Here is a 24849-nt window from a genome sequence, read left to right as displayed (position 1 = left end):
GGAGTCCGCACCGCTATTCCGGTGGGTTCGAAACAGCGCTTCGTCTCGGTGTCGCCGTGCGGTGGACGCTGCGGATGGCGGACACGTCCGGTGCCGGCTCCGGACGATCCGGCAGGTCGGCGCTCAAGGCGTTGAGTCGCTTGCGGATCGAGGTCGCGATGCCCTTGCCGAGCAGGTAGCGGGTCGGGACCGCGGCCCGTTCAGCGTGGTCGAGGAGGCGGTGTGCGGCGCGGCTGTCCAGGCCCGTGTCGGAGAGGACGAGGTGCGTCAATCGGTGCGGTCCGCTCGCGAGGGCCGCGCCGACGCGATCGGCGGCGGCTGCGTCGAGTCGGTTGTCCGCCGCGCCCAGAACCCCGGCGGCCTTGACGCGCCCGAAGTCGAGCACTTCCACCCCGGCCGCCGCTGCGGCCGCCGTGACCCGGGCGATGGCTTCGGGTCCGATGCCGTTGCTCGCCACCGAGAGTCGTTTGAGTCGACCGTGTGGTGCGCCTTCGAGCGCTGTGGCGATGGCGTGGGCACCGCTGTCGCCGAACTGCGCCGCCGAGACGTATAGCTCGCCGACCGCACCGGACCCGACGATGAGCGCGATCGCGTCGGCGCCGGTCGGGCCGAGGGGGTTGCCGCCCAGGTAGAGACGTTCGAGTCCGCGACCGTGGCGCGCGGCGGTGATGACGGCGGCGGCGAGCGGCGCGGCCGCATCGGTTTCGATGCCGGTCTGCGTGAGGTCGAGGGTGCGTAGGGTCGGCGACTGCGCCGCGCATTCGGCGGCGGCGATGGCACCGGCATTGCCGAGCGGGTTGCGTTTGAGCCACAGCCCGGCGAGGATCTGCGGCGAGGCTCGCAGGTTGTCGGCGATGCCGCAGGCGCCCGCGGCCGTGATCCCATTGCAGCCCAGATAGAGCGTTTCGACCCGGGATTCGGAGGCGCCGGCCGCGACGGCGACGGCCCCCGCGTCGCCGAGGCCGTCGGTGCCGAGGAGGAGGTGCGGGGTCGTTCCCGGGTGGAGGGCGGCGGTTACCTCGGCGGCTCCGCGGGGGCCGAGCGCCTGCTTGCACAGGTCCAGGCGCCCGTCGGGCATGGCGGTCCCGGCGGTGAAGTCGAGCCGCCGATCGGCGCGTTCCCCAGTCGACAGCCAGCGGATGAGGTCGGCGAGGTCGGCCGCCGGTCGGGGCGAGAGCGGGTCGATTCCCGCGAATCCGTTCACCATTCGGCCTCCCGGTAGTCCTTGAGGAATACTCCGGCGACGGGATCTCCGGCTTCTCCGCGCACGATCGGGTCGTAGACGCGGGCCGCGCCGTCGACCACGTCGAGCGGGGTCCTGAAACCTCGTTCGGCGGAACGGGCCTTGACCGGGGCGGGGTTCTCGTCGGTGATCCAGCCGGTGTCCACGGCGCACATGTAGACGCCGCGTTCGGCCAGCGCGGGCCCGCTGGTGCGGGTGAGCATGTTCAGCGCGGCCTTGGCCATATTGGTGTGCGGGTGCCGGGAGGTCTTGTGGCGCACCGCGAAGCGGCCTTCGACGGCCGAGACGTTCACGATGTACCGGCGCGGGTGCGGCGAGGCGAGCAGCAGCGGCAGGAGCCGGTCGCACAGCAGGGTCGGCGCGAAGGCGTTCACGAGGTAGGCCTCCAGAGTCTCGGCGGCGTCGAGGCCGCCGAGGACGGCCGACCAGGAGTTCTCGGCCGAGAGATCCGGCAGCAGCCCTGAAGCGTCAACGGCGGGGACGATGGTGTCGAGCGCGATCGCGGGCAGTGCCTCGCCAACCTGGTATCCGGGCGCGAGCCATGGCCCGGCAGGGGTTCGCGGGCCGTCCAATGCCGACCGTTCCGCGGCTGCGAGGGCGGCGTAGGCGTGGGGCGGTCTGCGCAAGGTCTGGGCGGCATTGTTGACGAGGGCGTCGAGCGGGCGGCCCTCATCGAGGAGTCGACCGGCGAGGCCGATCACCTGCCTCGGGTCGCGCAGGTCGATGCCGACGACGTGGAGGCGGTGCGCCCATTCGTCGTGGCCGGGGGCGGCTGCGAAGCGCCGCAGGGCATCGGCGGGGAAGCGGGTCGTGACGGTGAGGTCGGCGCCGTCGCGGAGGAGCATGAGCGCGAGTTCGTACCCGATCTTGACGCGCCCGCCGGTGAGCAGGACGCGGCGGCCGCCGAGGTCGGTGCCGGCGGTGCGGCGGGCGGCGTTGTCGGCGGCGCACCCGGGGCAGAGCAGATGGTAGAAGGCGTCGGTCTGCCGGTACGACGTCTTGCAGACGTAGCAGCGGCGGGGTCGGGAGTAGACGCCTGGGGTGCCGTCGGCCGTCAGGGCGGTGTCCGGTTCACGCGCGGTGGCCCCGGTGGCGGTGTGGGAGATGAGATCCGAGTCATCGGCGGCACGGGCCCGGTCTCGAGCTTTGCGGCGGCTTCGTTGCCCGTCGCGGGCGAAGGACGCGGCGACGTGTTCGGCGCGGACCCGGACCGGGTGGTCGGACGGGAGTGCCTTGAGTCTGCCGACGGTGGCGTGAAAGGCCGCAAGTTCGGATTCGGTCGGTTCGTCCATCGCCTCCGCCTCGGGTAGTGGTGGTCCCGGCCGGAATCGAACCGGCGTCCTCCGACTCTGCAGGTCGGCGCGTCTGCCTCTGCGCTACAGGACCTGGAGCCTGCCCGGGTGGCCGGAATCGAACCGGCGTCCTCTCCTCATGCAATAAGGGCGCGACTGCCACTGCGCTACACCCGGGCATTGCTCGGCATCGTATTCGATGCCCGCCATGGGAATAGGTGCGGCCCGGGTAGTTGACCTCTATCCCGGGCCGCCATGTGCCACATGTTCGCCGCTGCGGACCTTCCGGTAGGCCCTTGAAGCTACTAACAGCATCGCGCTCTACCATTGGAGCTACCGCCCCTTGTGGTGGGGCGGGAGGGATTCGAACCCCCAACTTCGATGTCCAATTAGGCGCTACTCGCGGTCTCGCGCGACGTGGCGAATGCTGAATCTAGAGCGAGAGTCTCAGATTATGCGGCTTGCCTCTACCATTTGGGCCACCGCCCCGAAGGTGGGGCGGGAGGGACTCGAACCCCCATCTCTACCGCGAGGTTTAAGACTGAATCTCAGTTTCAGCTTTGCGCTTTCGCGCACCCCTGCCGCTCAAAGCAGGAGGTTTCCAAACTCTAGTCGCCCAGCAGGTAGTCGAAGACCTTCGCTCCGACCTGCTGGTCCACCACCTCGGCGCCATTGGCCTCCTCGCGGGCGAACTTGACCGCGTGCTGGAGCTTCTCCAGCCGGGCGGTCAGGGTCGCCACTCGCTTGGCGGGCGCCGAACCCGAGAACTTGATCGTGGTCCAGTAACCCACGGGGATGTCCTCGTAGTAGACCTCGACCTGCGCCGGGTGCTCCTCGGTAGCCTCGGCCTTGACGTGGTTGCGCGGAACCTTCTTGGTGCGCACCGTCTTCACCGGCTCGGTTGCGAAGCAGTTGGCGGACTCGTTGAAGAACCACGACTCGCCCTCGTCCAGCACCGGGAGGCCCTTGACGAAGGTCTGGAGCTCCGCCAGCTGCTTCTCCAGGAAGAGCAGGTACGTGACGGGCACGTCCTCGAGTAGCACCTCGCCGTCGACGGTGACATCGGCGGTCGCCAGGGCGTTCGAGCGGTCCTTGGTCGCGACGACGTCGAACAGGCGGGTCATCGAGTCGGCGACCTCGCTGAGCTGATCCTCGACGCGGCGCTTCACCTTGGTGGACTCGGGCGGCAGCTGCTCGCCCTCCTCGTCCTTGGGCTGGTAGTTGCGCGAGATCCCCGAGAGCAGCGGCGCCTTGTTCAGCTCGCGCCCGGCATCGCCGAGCGACTTGGCGGCCTTGTTCTTGACGCTCTTCTCGATCGCGATGATCTGGTTCAGCTTCGTCACGGGGTCTCCTTCGTATCCGCGGTGAGCTTACAACCGAACCGCAACCGCGCCAAAGGGAATATGCGGAGGCTCAGCTCTCCGCCCGGTCGGCGTGCATGGCCCGAAGGAGTGCCGGGAGGCCCGCGGCCAGGCCCTCGCGCTCCTTCGGCGACATTGCCGAGGCCCAGCGTTCGTAGCGTCCATGGAGCACGTCGGCGGCGCTGCGGTGGATTTCCCTACCCGCCTCGGTGATCTCCAGGCGGTAGAGGCGCCGGTTGTCAGGGTCGCGTTCGCGGGTCAGGAGGCCGTCCGATTCCAGGTCGGCGACGAGGCGGCTGACGCTGCTCTTCTCCAGGCCGAGGTTCTCGGCCAGCTCGCGCTGCGAGAGCCCCGACTGGTGGTCCAGCTCGTGGAGCGCGAACAGCTGCGACATGGAGAGGGACCGACCGGGGAAGAGCTGATCCATCAGCGCGAACTCGGCGGTGCGGCCGAGGTCCATGAGCAGATGGTGCAGGTGCTCGGCGTCGTGCTTCATCGCGGCGTACGCTCCCAAGGGCGCCAAGGTGCTCCCGGCGTCAAGCGGGCGCGGTTTCGGACCGGCTGGGGCCTGATCATGAAGAGCACCCGCTTCGAGGCAACCGCATAACGCAACTTGGCGGTAACATAACCCTCCCGCCCTGCGGCACGGTCGCCATCACGGAGGCCATTGCCCGGCTGGAGGGACTGGTCGCACCGCCCCCGGACTGCACCGGTCTCTCGATCTTCGACCGACACAATGAGGTGACCGGAATGCAAGACCGCTCTAGGACGATGGCCGTCGCAGCCCTGGTGACCACCGCGGCACTCGGGCTGACGGCCTGTACCGCCGGCGAGCCGGAACCCACCCCCGGAGTCACGGACGGGACGGTGACCATCGGCACCCATCAGCCGCTCACCGGCCCGGCCGCAGCCGGATACTCCTCGATCTCCGCCGCCACCACGGCCTACTTCGAGTACGTGAACGCCAACGGCGGCATCCACGACCGCACCATTGAGTACCTGGTCGAAGACGACGAGTACGACCCCGTCAAGACCCAGCAGGTGGTGGAGGACCTCGTCGCCGACGACGAGGTGTTCGCCATCGTCAACGGGCTGGGGACGCCCACCCACTCCGCGGTGCTCGACTACCTGGACGAGGAGGGCGTGCCGGACCTGTTCGTGTCCTCCGGCTCCCGCACCTGGAACCAGCCGGAGGTCTACCCGAACACCTTCGGCTTCAACGCCGAGTACGTGACCGAAGGCGCCGCGCTGGCCCAGTACGCGGTCGAGCAGCAGCCCGACGCGGCGGTCTGCGTGCTCGCGCAGAACGACGACTATGGTGAGGGCCTGCTGGAGGGCGTCGAGACCGTCATCGGCGGCAACGAGATCGTCGAAATCCAGTACTACACCACCGGTGACGAGGACATCAGCGGGCAGCTCGGCCTCATGCAGGCCGCCGACTGCGAGGTCAATATCCTCGCCACCATCAACGGCTTCACCGCGCTCGCGCTCGGCACGGCCGCGCAGCTCGAATGGTTCCCGCAGTGGTACGTCTCCTCTTCCGGCGGCGACTATCCGACGCTGCGGGAGTACCTGGGCGAGGAGAACGCGCCGCTCCTGGAGGGCCTGGTCACCGTGAACTACCTGCCGTTCAGCCCCGACAGCGAGTGGGTCGAGCTGTTCGGGCAGATCAATGACGAGTACAACGACGGCGCGCCGTTCACCGCCAATACGGTCTTCGGCATGAGCGTGGGCTACATGTTCGCGGAGGCCCTCGCCGCCGCGGGCGAGGAGCCGACCCGGGCGTCGCTCATCGAAGCGCTGGAATCGGGGCAACTGGTCGGCAATGGCATTGTGCCGCTTTCATTCCGCGAAGACGACCACGCCGCCTACCACAGCGTCGGCATCGCCGTCGTGAACGACGGAGTGCAGGACTATGTGGACACTACGTACAACGTCACCGCCGGCCAGGTGACCCCGGTCGATGCCAACCCGGTCCCGCTCGAAAACGAAGGCATCCCGGACAACTGAGTTGAGAACAATGGGGTCCCCGACCCACCGGGCCGGGGACCGACTCGCCAAGCTTAAAACAAATCCACATAGGTCAAAGCAAAGCCCGCACAAGGCACCAGGTAAGCGCAGGCCACCACCGTGATGGCGGTGAACGAAGGTCGGTCCCTCAACAGCACTCGGTACAGCACCAGCAACACCGGGGTTGCAACAGCCTGCACCGGCAACAGCGACGAGTCGAGGATGAAGTCATTCAGCGCCAAGAAGAAAGCCAGAACCGCGCTGGCCGTCCACAGTGTGAATCCGAGTTCGAATGTGATGCGGGGGCCGAGGCGCACCGCGATGGTGTCGATGCCCGCGCGCCGGTCCGCGTCGCTGTCGGAGGCGGTGGTCGGCAGGTAGAGCGCGGCCGCGGCCAGGACGCCGATGACCGCGATCGGCCACGGGAACCCTGCCGCCCCATCGGTGAAGGCGACCCATCCGCCCAGCGGCCCGAGGACGCCGACCACGGCATTGGCCAGCAGGTCGGCTCCCGGCCTGGCCTTCAACCGGATCGGCGGGACGCTGTAAGCCCAGCCCAGCAGCACCACCAGCGCGGTGCCGACGGTGAACAGCGGACCGAGCGGCAAAGCGGCCAATACCGTAGCAACGGCCGCCGCCAAGGCGATCCGGCCCGCGCCGCGGGTGGAGATGCGTCCCGCAACCAACGGCGAGTCGGCCTTACGTGAATTCAACTGGTCGCCGGCGAGGTCATGCGCATCATTGACCGCGAGCACCGCGAGCCACAGCAGCGGGCCGGTGACCAGGAAGAGGTGGGCCATCGTCACCAGCTCGTCGCCGCGCGGCAGGATCCGATGCGTCGCGAGCACGAACCCGATCTCCGCCATCACGAGCGAGGCCGTCCAGAAGCGGGGCCGGGAGATCGCCAGCACGTCCCGCACCAGGCGGTGCCGAGCCGGATTGGTCGCGATCGCCGGTGGCCCTTGAAGAAGCGAGGTCCTCATGAATCCAGTCTGGAATCGGCGGGCCCCGTGCACCTCCCTCCGCAGCGGGGAACGGGTCCCCCACGCGGGGGAGTGCGAAAGGGCCCCAGCCCAAAGCACAAACCCGTCGTTGCAGGTGGAGAGCTTGGATGGCTGTCTTGTGCGTCTTCCTGACACAGGCTCGGCACCAGATCTCCTGGAGGGCGGCCTTAGGTCGGCTTGATCTACAAGATGTTTGTCAGTGTTCGTTCAGATCCGTCTGCGCGGCGTTATAACGGAGGTCCTGCAACAGTTGGTTGAGAAGACTTTCCTCCATCACCGCCCGCCCTGAGGCGTCCATGAGTTCTTCCAACCTCTGATCCCAAGGCGTCTCGATGCGTTTGCCGCGCAAGTTGATGCCCTTGGCTCCTGATTGGTAGTCAGCGGCCGACATGCGCCAGGGTTCGGCGTTCGAGAACCGGTCGAGCCCGCGTTTGACGATGCGAATGCCCGCCCAGTCGAAGTCGGCCCTCCACAGGATCCGGGCTTCGCCTGCGGACGCCAGCAGCCGGTACAGCGCTGCCGACGGGACCCCCTCGGTGCATACCAGCGGAGGGCAATCCGAGCCCAGCGCATCAGCGGCGGCTCGAATGATCGACGGATTCTCGACCACTCTGACCGTGGAAGCGGTGATACTGAACGGTTCGCGTCGCAGTTGCTGGAGCGTGAGCCGGAATGGGATCCCGCGCGCCGAGCTCATCCATTCCCCCACGGTGCCGCCGGCGATCGGAACGTTGAGCACCAAGACCTGGCTGGCGATGTCGTCCGAGACGATCCCCGCCCACTCCAATAGTTCCCGTTCCGACTCGTTGTCCTCGGGGTATTCGATACCGCGCCAGACCGCCAGCGCCCGCAGCAACATCCCGCGCGACCGTCCGGAGGCGAGGGCCTTCGTGTCGCCCAGCATCCGCTCGGCGAGCACCGGCATCGGTTCGTCATCGACGGGCAGGGACTCCAAGAGCCGGATGATCGGTCCCAGGCTCGCGCCGTCGCGCGCCAACTCTGCGAGCGTGCCGTTGGCCCGCAGCGAGTCGAGCCACGAGCCGAACCATTCGAGCTTCGACAGGGAGGAGGCGTCCGTGTCGGCGAGGAGCAGCCTGACGCTTGCGTCCCGTTCGAGTCGCCTCTGTCGTGCGGCCCCGACCTCGACGTCGAACTCGGAGAGGATCAGCGCCTTCAGGTCGACGCTGAACTCCGCTGCGACATACGCTTCCAACTCCGCCACGGTCAGCCGTAGCGTCCTCTGCGCGGCACGCCGGTGCCTGCCGGTGATGCCGATGATCAGGTGCCGTTCCGCCGTGTCGGCATCGCTGATGGAGAAGCTGCCGGCCTCGCGCTCCATCGCCGCGGCGGCAGCCTTCAGGAGCCGACGCCATTCGGGGCCGAGCTCAGTTCTCAACCGGCACCATCCGTGTCCCCGACGACCCGAGCGCCTCCGCCAGCGAACCGTCGTAATCATGGGATTCGGTGTTCTCGGAGCCGTTCCACACCATCAGCATCGCCGAGACGGTTGCGGTCGCATCGTCATGGCTCAGCGAATAGTGCGCCGCCCCGTTCACTTCCGGGAACGTCGCCCAAAGGTCGAAGCCGGTCATGACCATCTGGAGGTCGAATTCGGCGGCGAGGCTCATCAGCTCCCCACGTCCTTTCTCGTCGACCCCGGCGAACGCCTCGTCGAGTCCGACCATCCGCGGCGCGTGCGCGGTCGCCGAACCGAACACGGCGTTCGCCGCCGCGAACAGCGGCAAGTGCAGCGCCACCGACTGTTCACCGCCCGAAAGCTGCGAATGTACTCGTTTGGTGAGCCGCTGCTTCTGCCCGTCCGGCCGCAGGAGCGTGAACTCGAACTTGCGCCACCGGCGGTAGTCGAGGATCTCGGCCAGCAGGTCCCGGTACGTCGTCTCCGACTTGCGGCGGGCGCGTTCCTGCTTGATCCGGTCGGAGAAGTACTTGCGGATCTGCGGCATCATCGTCGACAGCTTCGCCGGGGCGGCGTTGAATAGGGAGAAGAGCTCCCGTTCGGCCGGGTCGAAGTCCTTGAGCAGCCAGGAGACCCCGAGCCGCAGTCCTGAGGAGGTCTGGCGCTCGCGCATGGCGAGGTCCATCTGCTCGACCAGGTCCCGGGATTCGAGGACGCGCTGGTGGATCTGACCGCTGAGCGAGGTCAGCAAGGCGTCCTCCAGCACGTGCTGCTCCTTCTCGGTGAGCAGCTCCTCCTGCTCCTCCCGCTGCTCGTGGAGCCACTGGCCGTAGTGGCCGATCGCCTGCCGCCCTTCGTCGGTGTCCACCTCGACGGTGATGATGCCGCTGGAATTGTCCCAGTGGAGGTGGTGGTCCAGTCCGGTCGCCGGAAGCTGCGCCATGATCTCCTGCAGCCGGGTGGTGACGATCGTGGTGGCGGCCTTGGCGCTGTTCTCGGTGGCCTGCACTTCGGACGTCGCGGAGCGGAGGTCGCCGAGCAGTGCGGCGACGGCAGCCGGGAGCACCGACCTCCCCAGGTCTACATCGGTCCCGGGCCAGCGATGGCCGCTCGGGCAGCCGAGGATGCCGAGCAGGTCGTCATCGCAGAACGGCCGCAACGCGAAGCTCGCCACGCGGGCCTCGCCGATGGCGTCCACGGTCCGCCCGGCGGCGGCCTCGGCTTCGGCGCCGGCGCGGCCCTCGGCGCGCACGGCCTTTTCACGCAACTGGTCGGCCTCCTTGACGGCCTGCCCTGCCTGCTTTATCTCGGCTCCGACAGCTGCGATCTGCTCGAAGATCGTGGCCGCGTCCGCACCGAGGTTCCGCGTGATCGCCTCCAGCCGCGACTGCAGCTTTCGATGCTCCTCCTCCGCGTCCCTGGCCTTGGCCTGGATGGATCGGACACTCGGGCCGAGTCGGCTCACCCGCGTCTGCTGCCGCTGGAGTCTTCCTTGGAGGTCCGATTGTGAATGCATCGCGAACAGCAGGTCGCGAACCGATCCGTCGAAGTCCGCCACGGCCCGCCCCACGGATTCGAGGTCGCCGCGCAGAAGCTCATGGCGTCGCTCGGCCTCCTGGAGTCGCTGTGCCGCCCCGCGTTGCCGCCCAACGGCTTCCTCCAGAGCCGTTCGGGCATCCTCGAGATCGCCCTCGCGCTCCGAGCAGACCAGTTCCCGGGCGGTGACGTTGTTCAGGCTCTGCACCAAGCCGGTCGTGCGGGGTATGTCGCGCAGTGCCTCGTCCAGTGCCCGGAGTTCCGAACCGCACCCGTTGACGGCGTCCCGGAGTTCACGGACCTTGCCCCGCAGCCCGTCGATCTCGGTTTCGAGCTCCTGCATACGACGCTCGCGTCGGCGCTGGCGGGCCGTGGCGCCGATGAATTCCGGGGTCGTTTTGCCCGCCCGTCCGGCGACCGCACCGTGCGCGAACCGCCCTGCGGGGTCGACGATCGAATACGGCGCATGGTCGCCGTCTGCCGGTTCGCGAACTGCGATCGAAGCGAGGATCGGCTCGACGGCGGCGGCATCGGCGGTGTCCTCGCGCTCTAGGAAGTCGGCGAGGGTCGACCCGGTCGGCCGCGAGCTGATCGGCAGCGCCCGGAGGCCTTGGTCGGAAGCCGCTCCGATGTCGCCGAGCCAGGCGTCGAGAATCCCGGCTGCTTCGAGCGCGGCTTCTAGGGCCGCAGCGTCACCGTCTGGGACGGAGTCCTTGAACCGGACCCGCTTCCAGAACGGCGCTCCGGGACGCCCGTCGCGGCCCTCGTCGCGCCAGTGCGGAGCGTCGGGCGCTTCATCGTGTTCGTCCCTGATCCGCTCCCACTCAGTCTGCTTCGCTTCGATGGCGTCTTCGACACCGCCGAGGCGCGCTTTGAGGCCGTGCATGCGCTGCTCGATCTCCCCGCGCGTGGCGTGAGTGCGCTCGGTCGCTCTCTCGCGCAGGTGCGGCGCGGTCTCGACGTCGGCCTCAGCGGCCCAAGAGACCACTTCCTCCCGCAGGTCGATCCTGAGCGCATTGCGGTGGTCCCACGCCCAATCCTCCAGGTTCCGCTCGAGCGAATCGCGTTCGGCGATGACCGCTTCATGTGCGTGAACCAATGCTTCAGCGGCCGCATCGAGGTTCGACTCGGCGGCCGCGGCCTTCTCCTCGGCCGTCTCGCGCTGCGAGATCGCCGTATCAAGGGCCTTTCCGGCCTCGCCCACCCGCCGTATGTCGCTCCTGCGTTCCTCGGCAGCCGCAGCGGCACCGCGGCGCAGCCGTTCGGCGTCATCGGTGAATCCCCATTCGATGCCGCTCCGTTCGGCGAAACCCGCGGTCTCGCCGGATCGCAGTTCCACAGTCGCCTCGGCCGTACCGGTCTTCTCGGCGAGCTCTTCGGACTCCGACTCGGCCTCTTCCAACTCCTCGGCGCGCGTCCGGGACTCCTCGGCGAGGACGCTCGCCTGCTGCTCGGCCGAACCGACGGAGCCGCGCAGATCTTCCAGCTCGAGACGGGACCGGTACGCATCGGAGTCCTTGAGCCCCTGAAGCGAACCCTCCAGCTCGCCGACGTGCTCGGTGGCCGTCTCGGCCGCCGCGGTCAGCCGCAGCAGCTCCGCTCCGGCTCTCTTCGCGAGCCGCCCGGCTTCGGTCTCGGCTTCGAGCATGGTCTCGACCGCCGCGAGGCGGCCGTCGACCTTCTCGACGGCCAGTTTCGCCTGCGCTCTGACGTAGGTCCCGTACCGCGTCAGGAAATCGCTCACCTGCTCGTCGGCCGAACGCAGGCTCCCGAGCGTCTTGGCGACCGCCTCCATGTCCTCGAACGACTTGGCGGCGTCGACGAGGAGCTTCTCGTCGATCGGGCGCAGCCCTTCGGCCAGGGTGTCCGAGAGCGAGTCGGGATCGAGTTCCTTCGCGAGCTGCGGTCTGCGCAGCGTCAAGATCAACTCGAGCATCTGTTCGTACCGTTCGGCCTCCAGGCCGAAGAGCGCCGTGTTGACCCGATCGCGGTACTCACGAGGCGTGTCGACCACTGTGCCTTCGGGGAATTGGGCGATCATCTCCTTGCGGTTGCAGACCCGGTCGTCGGGGGCGATGAACCCGAAGTCGACGCCGACGCGCCCTTCGACGACGAAGTGCCAGCGCTTGACCGCGTCCTGGTGCTTGTTGGCGCGCAGCCCGATCCCGATCGTGAGGTGCCGCTGCCCGTCGGAGAACTCCATCCACACGTAGCCCATGCCGTTCTCCTTGCCGCCGAACAGCAGGTTGGACTTCATGGTGCGGTCCTGCGAGGCGAACGGGTTCAGCCGCCGCGGGGAGATGTTGCCGTCCAGGAGGAACGGGAACAGCATCTCCAGGGCCTTGGTCTTGCCGGAGCCGTTGGGGCCGCGCAATACCAGCCAGCCGTCGGCGAACACGAACTCCTCGTCCGCGTAGTCCCACAGGCCGATGATCCCGGCCCGGGTCGGGGCGTAGCGTGGCGATCTCATGTGCGTTGGTGCCCCTCGCGGAAGACGGTGTTCCTGTAACGGCCTGCCAGCGGCTCCAGCGCGATCCCGCCTTCGACGCGGCGGACCAGCCGGTATCGCTCGAGCAGGTCGACGGCGTCGCGCAATAGCCGCATCGGGGCCTCGCGCTGGTCGCGCCCGAAGTTCTTCGCGTACCGGTTCAAGACGTCGCCGAACAGGTCGTGGACGGTCTTGTCCGGCAGGAACGGACGAGTGGCGGTCTCGGCAGCCGGCATAGTGCGGAGGGCGGCCTCGGTGTCGGTCTCGAAGCCGGTGCCGGCTGGAATCGCCTCGTCGATGTCGCGGCGCAACCGCTCCCCGAGTGCGGTCGGGACTTCCAGTTCGGCCGTCGCGACGTCCGGGTCGACATGGAGGTCGCAGCAGACGACGAGCAGCAGCAGGGCGGCGTTGGCCACGGCTCCTTCTCTCGGGAACGCCTCCACGCTGATCCTGGCCGTGTCCACCAGCAACACGCCTTCGCGGCGGCGCTCGAAGACCAGGCCGGTCAGTCGCTGCAGGTCCTCGACGATCGCACTGCCGCGCAGATGGTTGACCACCGCTTCCGGGTGTTCGGCGTAGTAGGCGACCGGCGGTTCGACGACCGCCCGGCGGGCGGCCTGCCCGGCCCGGTCCTTGAGCACCGAGTCGGAGTCCGTGGCGACCCGCTCGCCGAGCAGTTCATCCACACTCGACACCGACTGGAGCATGACGCGGGAGCGCCACAGCGCGAACAGGGCGTCGCGGTCAACGTCGAAGAGCGCATCCTGCCCTTCGGGATCGGAAGCCCAGGCGTCGGACGAGCCGTCGGCGGCGTGGAGCACTGAGCGCTCTTCGAGCCACCCTGCGACGTCCACGAACGCTCGACGATGCTGGTAGTCGATTTCGTCGAAGCCCAACGCGGGGATGCGGTTCGCGTCGGCCTTGAGCAGCGCGGCCAGTTCGCTCACGGTGGTCTGGGCGCCGCAACGTGCCAGTAGCGCGGTGATCAGCGACAGGTAGGCGTAGCGGCGGCGGTCGAACTCGCGCCCGGTCCGGGTCTGAGCGGGCTGGCCGGCATCGAGGCGGTCCTTGATACGCAGGAGCCGCGCCGTGTCGCCCCGCAGCACCAGCTGATAGCCGAACGCTTCGCGCAGGTCGAGCGCGAGCGTCTCCGAGAACTGCCGTATGCGCCCGATGGTCTTGCGGTCGGGGAACGACGCGGTGACGAACGGCGTCTTCAGCAGCGCCCGTACGGCCTGCTGGTAGTCCGACAACTGGTAGTCGGAGACGTCCTGCGCGTACCGGCTCATCGTGTCTTCACCCGCTCGACGGCGAGCGAGAGGCCCGCGAGGCGCATCGTGCCGCTCTTGGCGGACACCACCGTGTCGCCGTCGGCTGGGGTGAGCGACAGCCGGATCCCATGGGAGGCGGCCGATACCGTGTGGCGCAATGGACCGTGACGTTCCGCCACGGCCTTGTCGATCAGGCGTAGCAGCAGACCCAGTTGCCGGTCGTCCAGCACGGTGCCCGCGAACCCGTCCCGCGCCTGGTCGGTCATCGCCAGCGCCGACTCGCGGTCCTTGCGCACCAGCTCCATTTGATGTTCTTGGAGCTGTCGTCGCGTCGCCTCGTCACGCCTGACCTTCGCACCGCGCGTGTCGCGGTTGCCGGTGCTGCGGCCCTTCTCGAGCAGGGTCTTCGACAGCTCGACCGCCTCGGTGTCCCACCATGACGCCGAGGTGGGATGGATCTCCGGTTCCTCATGAGGTCGGTTCACGTGCAGCGGCCCGCTCAGGTCGAACACCACGTCATAGAGCGCGTGTGCCGCCGCCATCGTGGGCGCGTTGACGAACCACGCCGCCAGGTGCCGCAGCTGCGACTCGCGGCTGACGCCCCCGCGCCGAGCGTCGGCCAGTTGCCGGACCATCCCGGTGATGTCGGAGATGGCATTGAACGTCGCGTGCGAGAGACGGTCCACTTCGGACCCGAGCTCGACCGAGGGCGGGGCGAGCCAGGCTTTGACGCCCTCCCAACGCCGCCGCCAGTCCGCCAGGCGGTCCGCAAAGGTCCCGAATGGCCGGTCGTCCTGCTCGGCTGCGGTGCCCACCAACCGGTCGATCCCGGTCTCCTCGACCGCCGTCGCCGCTTCGTACAGCAGCGGGGAGTATCGCTGAAGCTCGTTGTGAAAGTCCCGCAGGTGGCTGATGAGCGCGTCCTTGTGGGTCTGGAAGATCGCTGCGTTGACCTCGGTGGTGCGGGTCAGGTCACCGAGCATGGCGTAGAACCGGGCGGCCTGCTCGGCTACCTCGTTCAGCGAGGAGTCGATGCGTTTGAACCGCCGCAGGACCGTGTCGCCGTCGCCGCCGCGGTTGGCCGCGGCCAACTGTTCGAGGTCCTCCAGGAGGTCTGCGAACACCGTGCGTGACAGCGAGGTCTCCTCCATCTTCGCCCCGAGCACCGACTCCACGGCGGTGAAGGCCCGATGTCCGGCCTCGGTGAACTGGTAGACCGAATGGCGGCGCCGATACTCGGCGAGCGTGGCGGCCCTGGCCGCGTCCTGGGTCCGGTCGAGCACGCCCCAGTCGTCGAGGGCGTCGAGACGCGCGGCCAGCTCCACTTCATCGCCGCGTGGGCAGTCGCCGCCGCGTTCGGCGAGCGCATCGAGCGCCTGCGCGACCGCTTCAGTGGACAGCACGACTTGATAGTTGGCGCGCGCGTGGTCGATGGCGCGTAGGACCCACAGGTAGTCGTGCCGTTCAGGGGAGGTGATGAAGCTGAACAGCCGCATGCGGTCGTCGAGTCCGAGCGCGTCCAGTCCGAAGGCGTAACTCTGGGAGTCGGTCACTGCTGCATCGAGGTCTTCCGGTCACGGATTGAAAGCGAACCTCGACAACGGTAGCAGCGGCGGCCCTCACACCGCTGATCCGGACTCCGGTTCACTGGCGGAGGCGTCCCGCGACCAGGTCCTCGAGGCGGTTCTTGAGCTGATTGACCGGCCGGCGCAGCCGGTTCTCGCGCTGGAGGGCCCGGTGGGACTTGCGCGCCCCGCGGGGCCTGTCGGGCCGGTAGCGCCACCGCGCCCAGGGCGATTGCGGACGCGCCAGCCGGATCGCGCCGAGCAGCAGCGGCAGCAGCATGAACACACCGAACACCGCGGTCCAGATCTTGCCCTTGAGCACGGTGACCACTGCCAGGCCGAGCCCGATCAACAGGGGCCAGGCCTGCCAGATGCCCGAGGCCTCCTCGTCGGGTTCGAACCCGAAGAACGGATGCAGGCCCAGCAGCAGCAACGCGGTGACCGCGATGATCCCGAACACGGCGTCCACCGAGATCCGGCCCTGCTCGGACCAGTAGACGTCGTCGAGATGGAGGATCAGAGCGAGTTCGTCGATCACGAGCGCGGTGCCGATGCCGAAGAGTGCGGCCGCGGCCGCCGTCCAGCCCTCGAAATCGTCCGGAACCGCCAGCCCGGCCACACCGCCGACGACCATGAATCCGAGACCGAACACCATGTGGTGGACGTGCGTGCCTCCGGGTGTGACATTGCCGGGCCACCAGCTCACATTGGCCCTGATCATTCGCACCGACAGGCGGATGAACAGGAACCCGACCATCATGCCGGCGAAGAAGCAGAACAGCGGCAGCCGACCTGCGTCGATGATCCGGTCGTCGAACCAGTCCGCCATGGCCGTCAGCCGATCAACCGCATGAGGCGAGCCGACACAGCGGCCCGAATGCGACGCGGCGAGTTCACGACCGGGTGACAGACACCCGCGACGGTGATGCCGAGTCCCGCTGCCTGCCTGTTCACCTGGCCATGGTCACACACGTCTCCCCTGGTCCGTGCCACTTCCAGCTTGGCCGGTGGGTGCGGCGGCGATCTCGAGAACCGCGGCCTCGCCGGCGCCCACGTCGATGAGCGCGTTGGCGCCACGCATTCACTCGCGGAGGACGCCGTTCCCGCCGGGCCCGCGAGCATCGGCATCGAATGCGGCGCCAGGGCCGCGAGCAGCTCAGCGGCTGAATATCCTTGTAGAAGTGCCTTCCTCGGGCGCGTCGGCCTCCGACGCACCGGTCGAATGCACGCGGATCGGACTCGATTGGGAGGAACGGGATGAGCATTCAGCTGAACCACACGATCGTCCACTCCGAGGACAAGCGGGCCTCGGCCGAGTTCCTGGCCGACCTGCTCGAACTCGGCACCACGACGTTCGGACCATTCGTCCAGGTCACCACCGCCAACGGAGTCGGTCTCGACTTCGCTACCGCGCCGAAGGGCCACATAACCCCGCAGCACTACGCCTTCCTGGTCTCCGACGAGGAGTTCGACGCCGCCTTCACCAAGATCCGGGCGCGGGGCCTGACCTACTGGGCCGATCCGCAGCACCGGCGCAAAGGCGAGATCAACCGCAACGACGGCGGACGCGGGGTGTACTTCCTCGATCCCAGCGGCCACAATCTCGAGCTGATCACCGTCCCCTACGGAGGTTGGCCGACCCGGTAAGAGGTTCGGGGCAGCACCGGCGCGTCGCCTCAGGGAACCCCCCGACATGTGAGCCGGCCCCGGTCACCAGAGCGGTGCCCCTGGTCGTTGGCTTGGGCGTACTGGGCGAGAGCCCTACTCGTTCGCGGCAGGGATGTCGCGCTCGTCGAGACGACGCTGGAAAGCGGGCCTGCGGGCGTACCGGGAACGCAGCTCGACCAAGCGACCACGAACGGCGTCCTGGTGACCATCGCGCATGGCGAGTGTCCACAGGTCCTCGACGATGTGCGCGGCCTCGTCGTACTCACCCGACCGTCCGACCTCAACGAGCTGACCGACCCGTTCCCATGCCGTCTCGGGATCGCGCGCGACCTCACGAAGCCTGCGATCACGCTCCGTCCGCTCCCGCTTCGCCTCCGCGGCGGCGCGAGCGTCGGCTGCGGCTGCGGCGGCGAGGCGTTCGCGCTGCAAACGCTGTTCACGGTGCTCGGCGGCGGCATCGAGCAGTTCCCCGACGGTGCGGCGCTTCTCCGGATCGTCGACTGCGTTCGAACGGTCGCCCGCAGCGAGGCGGGCCAGCTCCAGACGGACGGCCGCGCCCTCCCCGGCGGCCACCCTGGAAAGCAATCCATCTTTGTCGCTTTCGGACAGACGCCGGATCGCCTCGTCCACCCCCGGCCAGGCGGCGTCGGCGAGTGCCGTACTGGTCCGCGCGGCGACGGCCAGGAGGTCGCGATCGATCCGCAGGAAGTCCACCAGCGCCCGCTGTGGAAAGGTCAGGCGGCCGAGCCCGGCCGGGACGGGCGGTTCGAGCCGGTCCTCGTCATCGGGTGGGAACGCCTCCTCGGCGATCTCCCAACGGCCGTATGCTGCAAGCCAAGCCAGGTAGAGACCGCGCAGATCGCCGACGGCGATCTCACTCCGCACCCCGGCGATGGACGCCAGCGAGACCCCGAGATCGCCTTCATCCCAGACATCCTCCCACTCGCCATCATCCTCGAAGTCCGGGGAGAAGTCGAAGACGACCGTGCCCTTACCTCGGCTGATCGTGCAGCCGGGGTTGGCCCAGTACTGTTCGCACCGCTGCAAGTCGACCAGCCGCGTGGGCAGCTTCAACATCACCTGCCGTGAACCCCACTCGGCGAAGTACAGGTGCGCGTCGTAGTAGCGCGAGAGGATCCGCCGGGTATCGCCGGAGTAGTCCCCGTAGTGGTATTCGTTGACGAAGCTCGTCGCGTTGATCCTCGCCCGAGTCGAGGTCTCCCGGACCTCCGCCTGCTCCGCTTCGGTCAGCGGCCGGTCGATCGCCAGGAACTCGTAGTACTGGTAGGCGCTCATCCGCGCCCGCTCCACAATCGATAGGCCGCGACCCATTCCGCGCCGGCCGGAGGAGGATCGGGCAGCGGCAGGTCGGTCAGGGCGATGCGTTGGCGATGCCCCGCAGCGACACAGACGGCGCGGACGCCGCCGTGCTCGGGAAAGTCGAGTTTGGTCACGGTCACCTCCTGGCCCAGAACCGTCGTGGTGAACGGGACTTCCAATGCATCCTCAAGGACTGCCGACCAAGCGGTCAACTCCTCGTCGGGGCCGTAGGCGTCGACGAGCGCCTCGGAGATGAGCGCTTCGAGTTCGGATCGATCCACGCCCAGAGTTTAAAGGGCCGAACGAATCTCGACGCACCGGCGGGATCGAAATGCGGGCAGTGAGTGGATAACATGCCGGTGTGACCGATGTACTGATCACCGGAGCGAGCCGCGGTATCGGATATGCGCTCACCCGCGAGTATCTGAAGCGGGGCGCTCGGGTATTCGCCGGCGTCCGTGACCCTGACCGCGCGTCGGCCTTGCGCGCCCTGGCTACAGACGACCTCGTGATCGTGCCGCTCGACGTCAGATCACAGCGCGACATCGAGAACGCCGCGGATCTCGTCGCGTCCCACGGCGGATTGGATCGCCTCGTCAACAATGCAGGCGTCCTTGAGCCGAGCGCCGGGCTCGCCGAGGTCGACGGGCCGCGGATGCTCGAGGTGTTGCGCGTCAACACTGTCGGCCCGGTGCAGATGGCCCAGCGGTTCCTCAACCTGCTGCGGCCGGACGCTCGTCTGGTGAACCTCACGATGCCGACCAGACCGATCGGCGGTCTCACCCGCACCGAGAACCACGCGTTCGTCGCCAGCCGGTACGCGCTCAACGCGCTGACGAAGATGATCGCCGTCGAAGTCGCCGACACCGGACCGATCGTGGCGGCCCTGTGGCCGGGATACCTGCAGACCGACATGACCGGCCACGCCGAGGCGGCCACCCCGCTCGAAGAGGCGATCCCCGGAGTGGTCGACCTCATTGAGCGACTCAGCCCCGCCGATCACGGGTCATGTCTGCTGCCCGACGGCTCACACGCCCCCTGGTGACCGCGTGACGCGGCGCTGAGTGATGGTTCCGCGCGATCCGGGGGCCACGGGTTTGACCGGCGAGTACTGTCACCGCCGCACCAGTCCTCGCCGAATCTGAGTCCACCGACCGGTTGTCACAGCTCGACCGCTCCGGTACCACCCGAGTTCAGGCCGATGTCGCTGTTGAGCCGCTCTTCCAGGAAAGTGGTGTACAACTGCGCCGCGAGAAGCGCCGGATGCTGAGGCGGCCAGATCTGGCGGCGGTAGCTGCACCGTCGTCCCCGGTAGTTCACCACGGCGGTGGCGTGGACGATGTCTCCACCGTCCACGCCGAACGACTCGAATTGGTACGCATGGGATGGAGTGAACATCGTGTTGACCCCACCCCAGACTGCGGGCAGGAACTCTGCGATGTAACGGATCCGCCCTTCGGGGTCGTGCTGCTGCTCCCAGGCCTGCCGGTCCATAAGTGTCGATGTTAGCGGGCGCAGTGGTGTACCCAAGAAGGATCTCGGTACCACTACCCGGAATAGTCAGGCGCACACCGTGACCGTGATCCCGTCGCCCTCCCGCGCCTGCCCGTTGACGGTCAAACGCGCCGCCGGCGAAGTCGATGACGGTATTGGGCGCCTCCGGTACCGGCGTGACGACACCGCCGCCACCATGGCCGACCACCTCGGCCCTGTACCCTGCTTCACCGGAGTCCGGCCGTTGCCGATCGCGGCCACAGCCGTTAGGCCAAGTAGGGCGAGCCTGGAGGTGCGAGATGGGACGGGACAATCAGAAGCGACGCAAGGCCAAGTCGCGGGAGAAGCTCAAGCGCCGCGTGAGGGACCGAAGTTCGGATCGAAGTACTTTCACCTGGGAAGAGCTGGTGGTCCAGGCCCGCTACGTGCTCGTCCAGATCATGACCGACGCATGTCCTTGTGGCGAGTGCAACGCCCCCACCTGGGAGGAGTCCGCGCGGCTGCTGTCCGGCGCGATGGCGCACGCCCGCTGGCCCGAAGCGGTGGGCACCGCGATCGACACGATGGCCGAGGACGCGGTCGGGCAGGCATGGGATGGCGGCTGGATGCCCAAGGACGTGCTCAGCCTGATGGCCAAGGACTTCACCAGCGCCACCGTGAAGGCCTCGGCAACGCTCATGCGCTCCGAACTGCGGCGCTATTCGGAGGCGCAGTTGAGCGATCAGTGGAGTGCGCAACGAGAGGCGCTGGCCGAACGCTCAGGTTCGGAGTCCGCCAAGGAGGCGCTCGCCGATCTCGAAGGCCCTGCTTGGATCGCAGTCGCGGCGGCGCTCTTGGAGGCGCTTTACACCCTCGCCGACCTCGAACCGATTCCCCTCGTGCAGCCGCGTCCCGGCAGCCATTCGGGCACGGTCCGCGGCAGCGGCGCAGAGTCGTCCAAGGTGTACGAGAAAATCCGGGCATTGCTGGCCAAGGCCGAATCGACGGACTCCGACGCCGAGGCCGAGGCGTTCACCGCGAAGGCCCAGCAGCTCATCGCCAGGCACTCGATCAACGAAGCGCTGTTGGCGGAGACCCCGGACGCGGCTCTGGAGGCCGCCGCGTTGCGCGTCTACATCGAAAAGCCTTACGAGAAACCGAAATCCGAGCTGCTGCACGTCGTGGCCGACGCCAACGGATGTTGAGCGGTGTACTCCCTGGCTGCCGGGTTCTCCACCGTGATCGGCGGGCGCACGAACCTCCGTTCGGTGGAGCTGCTGTACAACTCGCTGATGGTGCAGGCGACGTCCGCGATGACTCGGGCAGGGGCGAAGCAGGACAGTGCAGGCCGGTCGCGGACGCGTTCGTTCCGGCAGTCGTTCCTCGCCGCGTTCGCGGTACGGATCGGTGAACGGCTGACGGAGTCCGCCGAGGAGACCGTCCGCGAGGTGGCCGACGAGACCGGGACCGATCTGGTCCCGGTGATGCAGTTGCGGCGCGAAGCCGTGGACGCCAAGACCGAGGAGCTGTTCCCGAACCTGACGTTCCAGGCCGCCACGCGGATCAGCAACTACGAGGGCCACATCGCCGGCCGGGCCGCGGCCGACCGCGCCAGACTGCAAGGGGCCGAGGAACTCCGGGCCCGCTGACGGCGCCGGTCAGTGGCGCTTGAGGTCCGCGATCAGGGAGGCGTACGACGACGGTGTCCCGACATCCTTACCGGGCGACCCACGGTGAGAAGGCGAACTCGGTGGGAACGTCGTGCTTGAACCGCCGCAGGCCGAGGACGGGTAGTCATCCATGGAAACCGATGGGGGCCGGGACATCGGGGGAGAGCGCGGTCAGCCCGCGAAATTGATGGTCGTGGCAAGGCGCATTTGCGGCGTTTTCAGATTTGCCCACGCGCCGCGGGTCATCGCCCGCATGCCGGACTGGGGCTGATGCTCGAAGGTCGCTGTCCCATGAACTTGCTCAGCGCGGGTTGCGCACGTCAAATGTTCCGCGGGCGTTGACTTTATATTTATGATTGTCTATACTTACTTTTTGAAAGCGCTCCCAATGGTTGCATGTTCACGATGCTAGGGACGTGAACACGATCGCGCGGCACGCGACCTGTGGGTGCTGGGCCGATGACTCGATTTCTCGGAATCGAGCGGAGTCGTCTGTCCAGAAGAAACGGTGAGGCGATCCCGATCTCCTTGCCGCAGGCAATCTTCAGAGTCAGATCACCATCGGGTCGAGACCCGATAATCACCAGCGAAACCGGCGGTAGACCCATGCCTGATTTCGATTACCCAACGCACCGACTCGGTCACAAGAACGGCCGTGGAGCAGTTAGAACACGACTCATCGACAGACCCGGGCCGCAATCCCGTCACTCGAGTCCGTGGTCCTCATTGGATGAACGGGAGGTGGAGCGGTTCCGCCGGTTCGGCTGGGGCCCCGCTCGCGCGGTCCCTCGATTGTCGATCCATGAGGTGATCGAAGGGCATGCCATCACGACGCCCTCGGCGATCGCCGCCCGGCATGCCGGAGACCAGATCACCTACGGCGAGTTGGAAAAGCACGCCAACCGGCTGGCCGTCCGCCTCGTTCGGCACGGCGTCCGCCCCGGCGACCACGTCGCTTTGGTCGTTCGCCGCGGCATCCCAATGGTCGTGGGCATCCTCGCGATCCTGAAGACCGGCGCGGCGTACCTGCCGCAGGACGCCAAGATCGTGCGGACCCCGGCACTCCGGCACATCCTGCGCACCGCGCGTGCCAAGGTAGTGCTCACGCAATCCGATGCGCCCGTGGACATTCCACTCGGACACGTCGGCATCCATATCGACGCGGTCATGGCCGAGCGCCACGACATTCCGGGCCCGCGCGTCGACTTCGAACCCGGGCGGGCCTGCTACGTCCTGTTCACCTCGGGCACTTCGGGCGCCCCCAACGGGGTCGAGGTCACCCACGCCAATGTGGCGAACCTGCTGCTGACCGAGCCCGGCGACCTCGGCATCCGGCCGGGCACCACCGTCGGGCAGATCCTCAATATCGCCTTCGACATGGCCGCGTGGGAGATTCTCGGCTGCCTCACCCACGGGGGCACGCTGCTCATCCGCGGCGACGACATCGGCGAGATCGCCCGCCAGGCGAACGTCCTGATCGCGACGCCGACGATCCTGTCCCGGATCGACCCCGCCGCATGCGAACGGATCGCCACGGTCGCCGTCGCCGGCGAACCCTGCCCCCGCACGCTGGCCGAACGGTGGGGCGGGCGGAGCACCTTCTACAACGGCTGCGGCCCGACCGAGACCACCATCGTGAACACGATGCAGCGGTACCGCCCCGGCACCGGGCGCCTCACGATCGGCAGACCCACACCCAACAACACCGTCTACATCCTCGACGAGCAACGCAATCCCCTTCCGATCGGCGAGATCGGCGAGATGTGGGCGGGCGGGAACTGCGTCTCCGCCGGCTATCTGGCCAACCCCGAGCTCAACGCCGAGCGCTACGCGCCCGACCAGTTCCTCGGCGGCGGCCGGAAGATGTTCCGCACCCGCGACCTGGGCCGCTGGACCGACGACGGCGAACTGGAGCACTTCGGGCGCACCGACGACCAGGTGAAGATCCGCGGATTCCGCGTCGAGCTCGACTCGGTGTCCGCCGTCCTGGAGAGCGTGCCCGGCTGCGTCAGGGCGGTCACCGTCAAACTGGACGACCGCTCGCTGGTCTCATTCGTCCAACCCGCCACCGTCGATGCGGACCTCGCCCGCAAGACAGTCGCGGAAGCCCTGCCGTACTACTGCGTGCCGGACACCGTCCACAACATCGACGCGCTCCCCTTGACCAGCCGCGGCAAGATCGACAAGGCACTTCTCCTGCGTCGCGCCCTCGCCGAGGGAGGTGCGTCGACATGAGCCTCCTCAAGGAGAACATGACCGGCGACATCGCCCTTCCGCCGCTCCTCCCGAGGGCGCGACGTCTCTTCAAGCACCCCGCGCTGATGCACTACAACCGGCTGGCCGCATCCGTGATCGCGGTGAACCTGGTGGCGCTGGGCCTCGCACTGCCCGACGGCATCACCGCCGAGTTCGCCTCTCGCGCAGCGCTGATCAACTTCGCCCTGGCGATTTTGATCCGCCGTCAGCGCCTGATCAACCTGCTGTTCCGGCTGGCCACGGCCGCACCGGTCACGTGGCCGCTGCGGGTGCGGTGGACGCTGGCGAAGGTGTACCACTTCGGCGGCCTGCACGTCGGAGGTGCGCTCTCGGGGACCCTGTGGTTCGGCGCGTTCGTCGCGCTGGCCACCGCCGAAGGCGCGCCCGCCGACGTGCTGGTGCTCGCGTACGCGCTGGTGGCACTGTTCTGCGGCATCGTGGTCATGACGACCCCGAGGCTGCGGGCCAAGTACCACAACGGCTTCGAGGTGGTCCACCGCTTCGGCGGCTGGCTGTCGCTGGTGCTCCTGTGGACCCTCACAATCGTCCAGGTAGAACACAGCAGTATCTCCCTATGGGCGGCACCGGAGTTCTGGGTGCTGTGCGTGGTCACCGTGGCGATCGCCGCCCCCTGGACCCGGCTGCGCCGGGTTCCGGTGGACATCACCCGGCCGTCGTCGCACGTGGCCATCGCCCGGTTCACCCACGGCCGCAAGCCCTTCGCCGGGTCCTCGACCGCGATCAGCCGATCCCCGCTGCGGGAGTGGCACTCGTTCGCGAACATCCCCTCGCCCAGCGAGCACGGTTTCCGGCTGACGATCTCGCGCTCGGGCGACTGGACCGGCCGGTTCATCGACGACATGCCGAAGCACGTGTGGGTCAAGGGCATCACGGTGGCCGGCGTCGCCAATATCGAAGTCCTGTTCCGCAAGGTCGTCTACGTGGCCACCGGCAGCGGCATCGGCCCCTGCCTGCCCCACCTGCTGGCCCAAGAGGTCCCGGCCCTCCTGGTCTGGTCGACTCGCACACCGCGGAAGACGTTCGGCGACGGACTGGTCGACGAGATCCTCGCCGTGCAGCCCGAAGCCCGGATCTGGGACACCGCCGAGCACGGCAAGCCCGACATGATCCAGCTGGCCTGCGCCGCATACCGCGATTTCGGCGCCGAGGCGGTCATCTGCATCTCCAACAAGAAACTCACCTGGCAGGTGGTCCATGGCCTCGAACGCAGGGGCATCCCCGCGTACGGCGCCATCTGGGACTCCTGAGAAAGGC

The 24849-nt window shown here is 67.9% G+C and carries 20 protein-coding genes, 2 tRNA genes and 1 pseudogene; 7 read left to right on the top strand and 16 right to left on the bottom strand.

Annotated elements, in window-relative coordinates:
- Nucleotides 1-13: 13 nt before the first annotated feature.
- From FAB82_RS07995 to FAB82_RS07970, 7 genes and pseudogenes are all read right to left on the bottom strand, one after another.
- A complete protein-coding gene (locus FAB82_RS07995) occupies nucleotides 14-1207 on the bottom strand; it encodes a leucine-rich repeat domain-containing protein (RefSeq protein WP_136534012.1) in 1194 nt (397 codons plus the stop codon).
- Nucleotides 1201-2535 (bottom strand): SDR family NAD(P)-dependent oxidoreductase, encoded by a 1335-nt coding sequence (locus tag FAB82_RS07990; protein WP_136534011.1) that lies wholly within the window; start codon nucleotides 2533-2535, stop codon nucleotides 1201-1203. The genes FAB82_RS07995 and FAB82_RS07990 overlap by 7 nt, the downstream gene beginning before the upstream one ends.
- Before the next feature lie 18 nt (nucleotides 2536-2553).
- Nucleotides 2554-2629: transfer RNA gene (locus FAB82_RS07985), tRNA-Cys, on the bottom strand.
- A gap of 9 nt (nucleotides 2630-2638) precedes the next feature.
- Nucleotides 2639-2712 (bottom strand) — tRNA-Gln (locus tag FAB82_RS07980).
- 169 nt (nucleotides 2713-2881) lie between these two features.
- Nucleotides 2882-3024, bottom strand: a pseudogene (locus tag FAB82_RS26950).
- Between the two features lie 119 nt (nucleotides 3025-3143).
- Nucleotides 3144-3878 carry a DUF7873 family protein gene (locus FAB82_RS07975; protein ID WP_136534010.1) on the bottom strand — a complete coding sequence of 245 codons (735 nt, stop codon included), beginning with the start codon at nucleotides 3876-3878 and terminating at the stop codon, nucleotides 3144-3146.
- Nucleotides 3879-3948: 70 nt separating this feature from the next.
- Nucleotides 3949-4392 carry a MarR family winged helix-turn-helix transcriptional regulator gene (locus FAB82_RS07970; RefSeq protein ID WP_136534009.1) on the bottom strand — a complete coding sequence of 148 codons (444 nt, stop codon included), beginning with the start codon at nucleotides 4390-4392 and terminating at the stop codon, nucleotides 3949-3951.
- A gap of 254 nt (nucleotides 4393-4646) precedes the next feature.
- Here FAB82_RS07970 and FAB82_RS07965 point away from each other — a divergent pair, with 254 nt between their 5' ends.
- Nucleotides 4647-5906, top strand: a complete 1260-nt coding sequence (locus FAB82_RS07965) for an ABC transporter substrate-binding protein (protein ID WP_211116447.1) — start codon at nucleotides 4647-4649, stop codon at nucleotides 5904-5906.
- Nucleotides 5907-5959: 53 nt separating this feature from the next.
- Here the strand turns inward: FAB82_RS07965 and FAB82_RS07960 are convergent, their stop codons facing one another.
- The 6 genes from FAB82_RS07960 to FAB82_RS07935 all read right to left on the bottom strand — a co-directional run bounded on the left by FAB82_RS07960 (nucleotide 5960) and on the right by FAB82_RS07935 (nucleotide 16016).
- Nucleotides 5960-6817 carry a UbiA family prenyltransferase gene (locus FAB82_RS07960; RefSeq protein WP_168801484.1) on the bottom strand — a complete coding sequence of 286 codons (858 nt, stop codon included), beginning with the start codon at nucleotides 6815-6817 and terminating at the stop codon, nucleotides 5960-5962.
- Nucleotides 6818-7106: 289 nt separating this feature from the next.
- Nucleotides 7107-8306: a DUF2399 domain-containing protein gene (locus FAB82_RS07955; RefSeq protein ID WP_168801483.1), complete on the bottom strand. Its 1200-nt coding sequence runs from the start codon at nucleotides 8304-8306 to the stop codon at nucleotides 7107-7109.
- Nucleotides 8296-12333, bottom strand: a complete 4038-nt coding sequence (locus FAB82_RS07950) for a TIGR02680 family protein (RefSeq protein ID WP_136534006.1) — start codon at nucleotides 12331-12333, stop codon at nucleotides 8296-8298. Before FAB82_RS07950 ends, FAB82_RS07955 begins: the two co-directional genes overlap by 11 nt.
- Entirely contained in the window at nucleotides 12330-13640 is a 1311-nt protein-coding gene (locus FAB82_RS07945) for a DUF2398 family protein (protein ID WP_136534005.1), read from the bottom strand. The genes FAB82_RS07950 and FAB82_RS07945 overlap by 4 nt, the downstream gene beginning before the upstream one ends.
- Nucleotides 13637-15175 (bottom strand): TIGR02677 family protein, encoded by a 1539-nt coding sequence (locus FAB82_RS07940; protein ID WP_211116446.1) that lies wholly within the window; start codon nucleotides 15173-15175, stop codon nucleotides 13637-13639. Before FAB82_RS07940 ends, FAB82_RS07945 begins: the two co-directional genes overlap by 4 nt.
- A 91-nt stretch (nucleotides 15176-15266) precedes the next feature.
- The gene (locus tag FAB82_RS07935) at nucleotides 15267-16016 is read right to left on the bottom strand and encodes a hypothetical protein (RefSeq protein ID WP_136534004.1); all 750 of its coding nucleotides are present in this window, start codon (nucleotides 16014-16016) and stop codon (nucleotides 15267-15269) included.
- Nucleotides 16017-16444: 428 nt separating this feature from the next.
- Between FAB82_RS07935 and FAB82_RS07930 the strand changes: the two genes are divergently transcribed.
- Nucleotides 16445-16834 carry a VOC family protein gene (locus tag FAB82_RS07930; RefSeq protein ID WP_136534003.1) on the top strand — a complete coding sequence of 130 codons (390 nt, stop codon included), beginning with the start codon at nucleotides 16445-16447 and terminating at the stop codon, nucleotides 16832-16834.
- A gap of 114 nt (nucleotides 16835-16948) precedes the next feature.
- On the opposite strand, the gene FAB82_RS07925 is transcribed toward FAB82_RS07930, so the two are convergent.
- On the bottom strand, nucleotides 16949-18151 hold the full coding sequence (locus FAB82_RS07925) for a hypothetical protein (protein WP_136534002.1): 1203 nt from the start codon (nucleotides 18149-18151) through the stop codon (nucleotides 16949-16951).
- Nucleotides 18148-18456, bottom strand: coding sequence for a calcium-binding protein (locus FAB82_RS07920; protein WP_211116445.1), 309 nt, complete (start codon nucleotides 18454-18456; stop codon nucleotides 18148-18150). The genes FAB82_RS07925 and FAB82_RS07920 overlap by 4 nt, the downstream gene beginning before the upstream one ends.
- Before the next feature lie 80 nt (nucleotides 18457-18536).
- On the opposite strand from FAB82_RS07920, the gene FAB82_RS07915 reads away from it, so the two are divergent.
- Nucleotides 18537-19220, top strand: coding sequence for an SDR family NAD(P)-dependent oxidoreductase (locus tag FAB82_RS07915; protein WP_136534000.1), 684 nt, complete (start codon nucleotides 18537-18539; stop codon nucleotides 19218-19220).
- A gap of 116 nt (nucleotides 19221-19336) precedes the next feature.
- On the opposite strand, the gene FAB82_RS07910 is transcribed toward FAB82_RS07915, so the two are convergent.
- Nucleotides 19337-19669 (bottom strand): hypothetical protein, encoded by a 333-nt coding sequence (locus tag FAB82_RS07910; protein ID WP_136533999.1) that lies wholly within the window; start codon nucleotides 19667-19669, stop codon nucleotides 19337-19339.
- Between the two features lie 299 nt (nucleotides 19670-19968).
- On the opposite strand from FAB82_RS07910, the gene FAB82_RS07905 reads away from it, so the two are divergent.
- The 4 genes from FAB82_RS07905 to FAB82_RS07890 all read left to right on the top strand — a co-directional run bounded on the left by FAB82_RS07905 (nucleotide 19969) and on the right by FAB82_RS07890 (nucleotide 24842).
- Nucleotides 19969-20853 (top strand): DUF2786 domain-containing protein, encoded by an 885-nt coding sequence (locus FAB82_RS07905; RefSeq protein ID WP_168801482.1) that lies wholly within the window; start codon nucleotides 19969-19971, stop codon nucleotides 20851-20853.
- A 3-nt stretch (nucleotides 20854-20856) separates the two neighbouring features.
- Nucleotides 20857-21297, top strand: a complete 441-nt coding sequence (locus tag FAB82_RS07900) for a hypothetical protein (RefSeq protein ID WP_136533997.1) — start codon at nucleotides 20857-20859, stop codon at nucleotides 21295-21297.
- A 627-nt stretch (nucleotides 21298-21924) separates the two neighbouring features.
- Nucleotides 21925-23553 (top strand): amino acid adenylation domain-containing protein, encoded by a 1629-nt coding sequence (locus FAB82_RS07895; RefSeq protein WP_136533996.1) that lies wholly within the window; start codon nucleotides 21925-21927, stop codon nucleotides 23551-23553.
- Complete coding sequence (locus tag FAB82_RS07890; RefSeq protein ID WP_136533995.1) at nucleotides 23550-24842, top strand: ferredoxin reductase domain-containing protein; 1293 nt, start codon at nucleotides 23550-23552, stop codon at nucleotides 24840-24842. The genes FAB82_RS07895 and FAB82_RS07890 overlap by 4 nt, the downstream gene beginning before the upstream one ends.
- Nucleotides 24843-24849: the final 7 nt, after the last annotated feature.

The sequence above is a fragment of the Glycomyces buryatensis genome (genome assembly GCF_004912275.1).
Taxonomy (GTDB): Bacteria; Actinomycetota; Actinomycetes; order Mycobacteriales; family Micromonosporaceae; genus Glycomyces; species Glycomyces buryatensis.
This window is presented reverse-complemented; position numbering and strand designations above follow the sequence as displayed.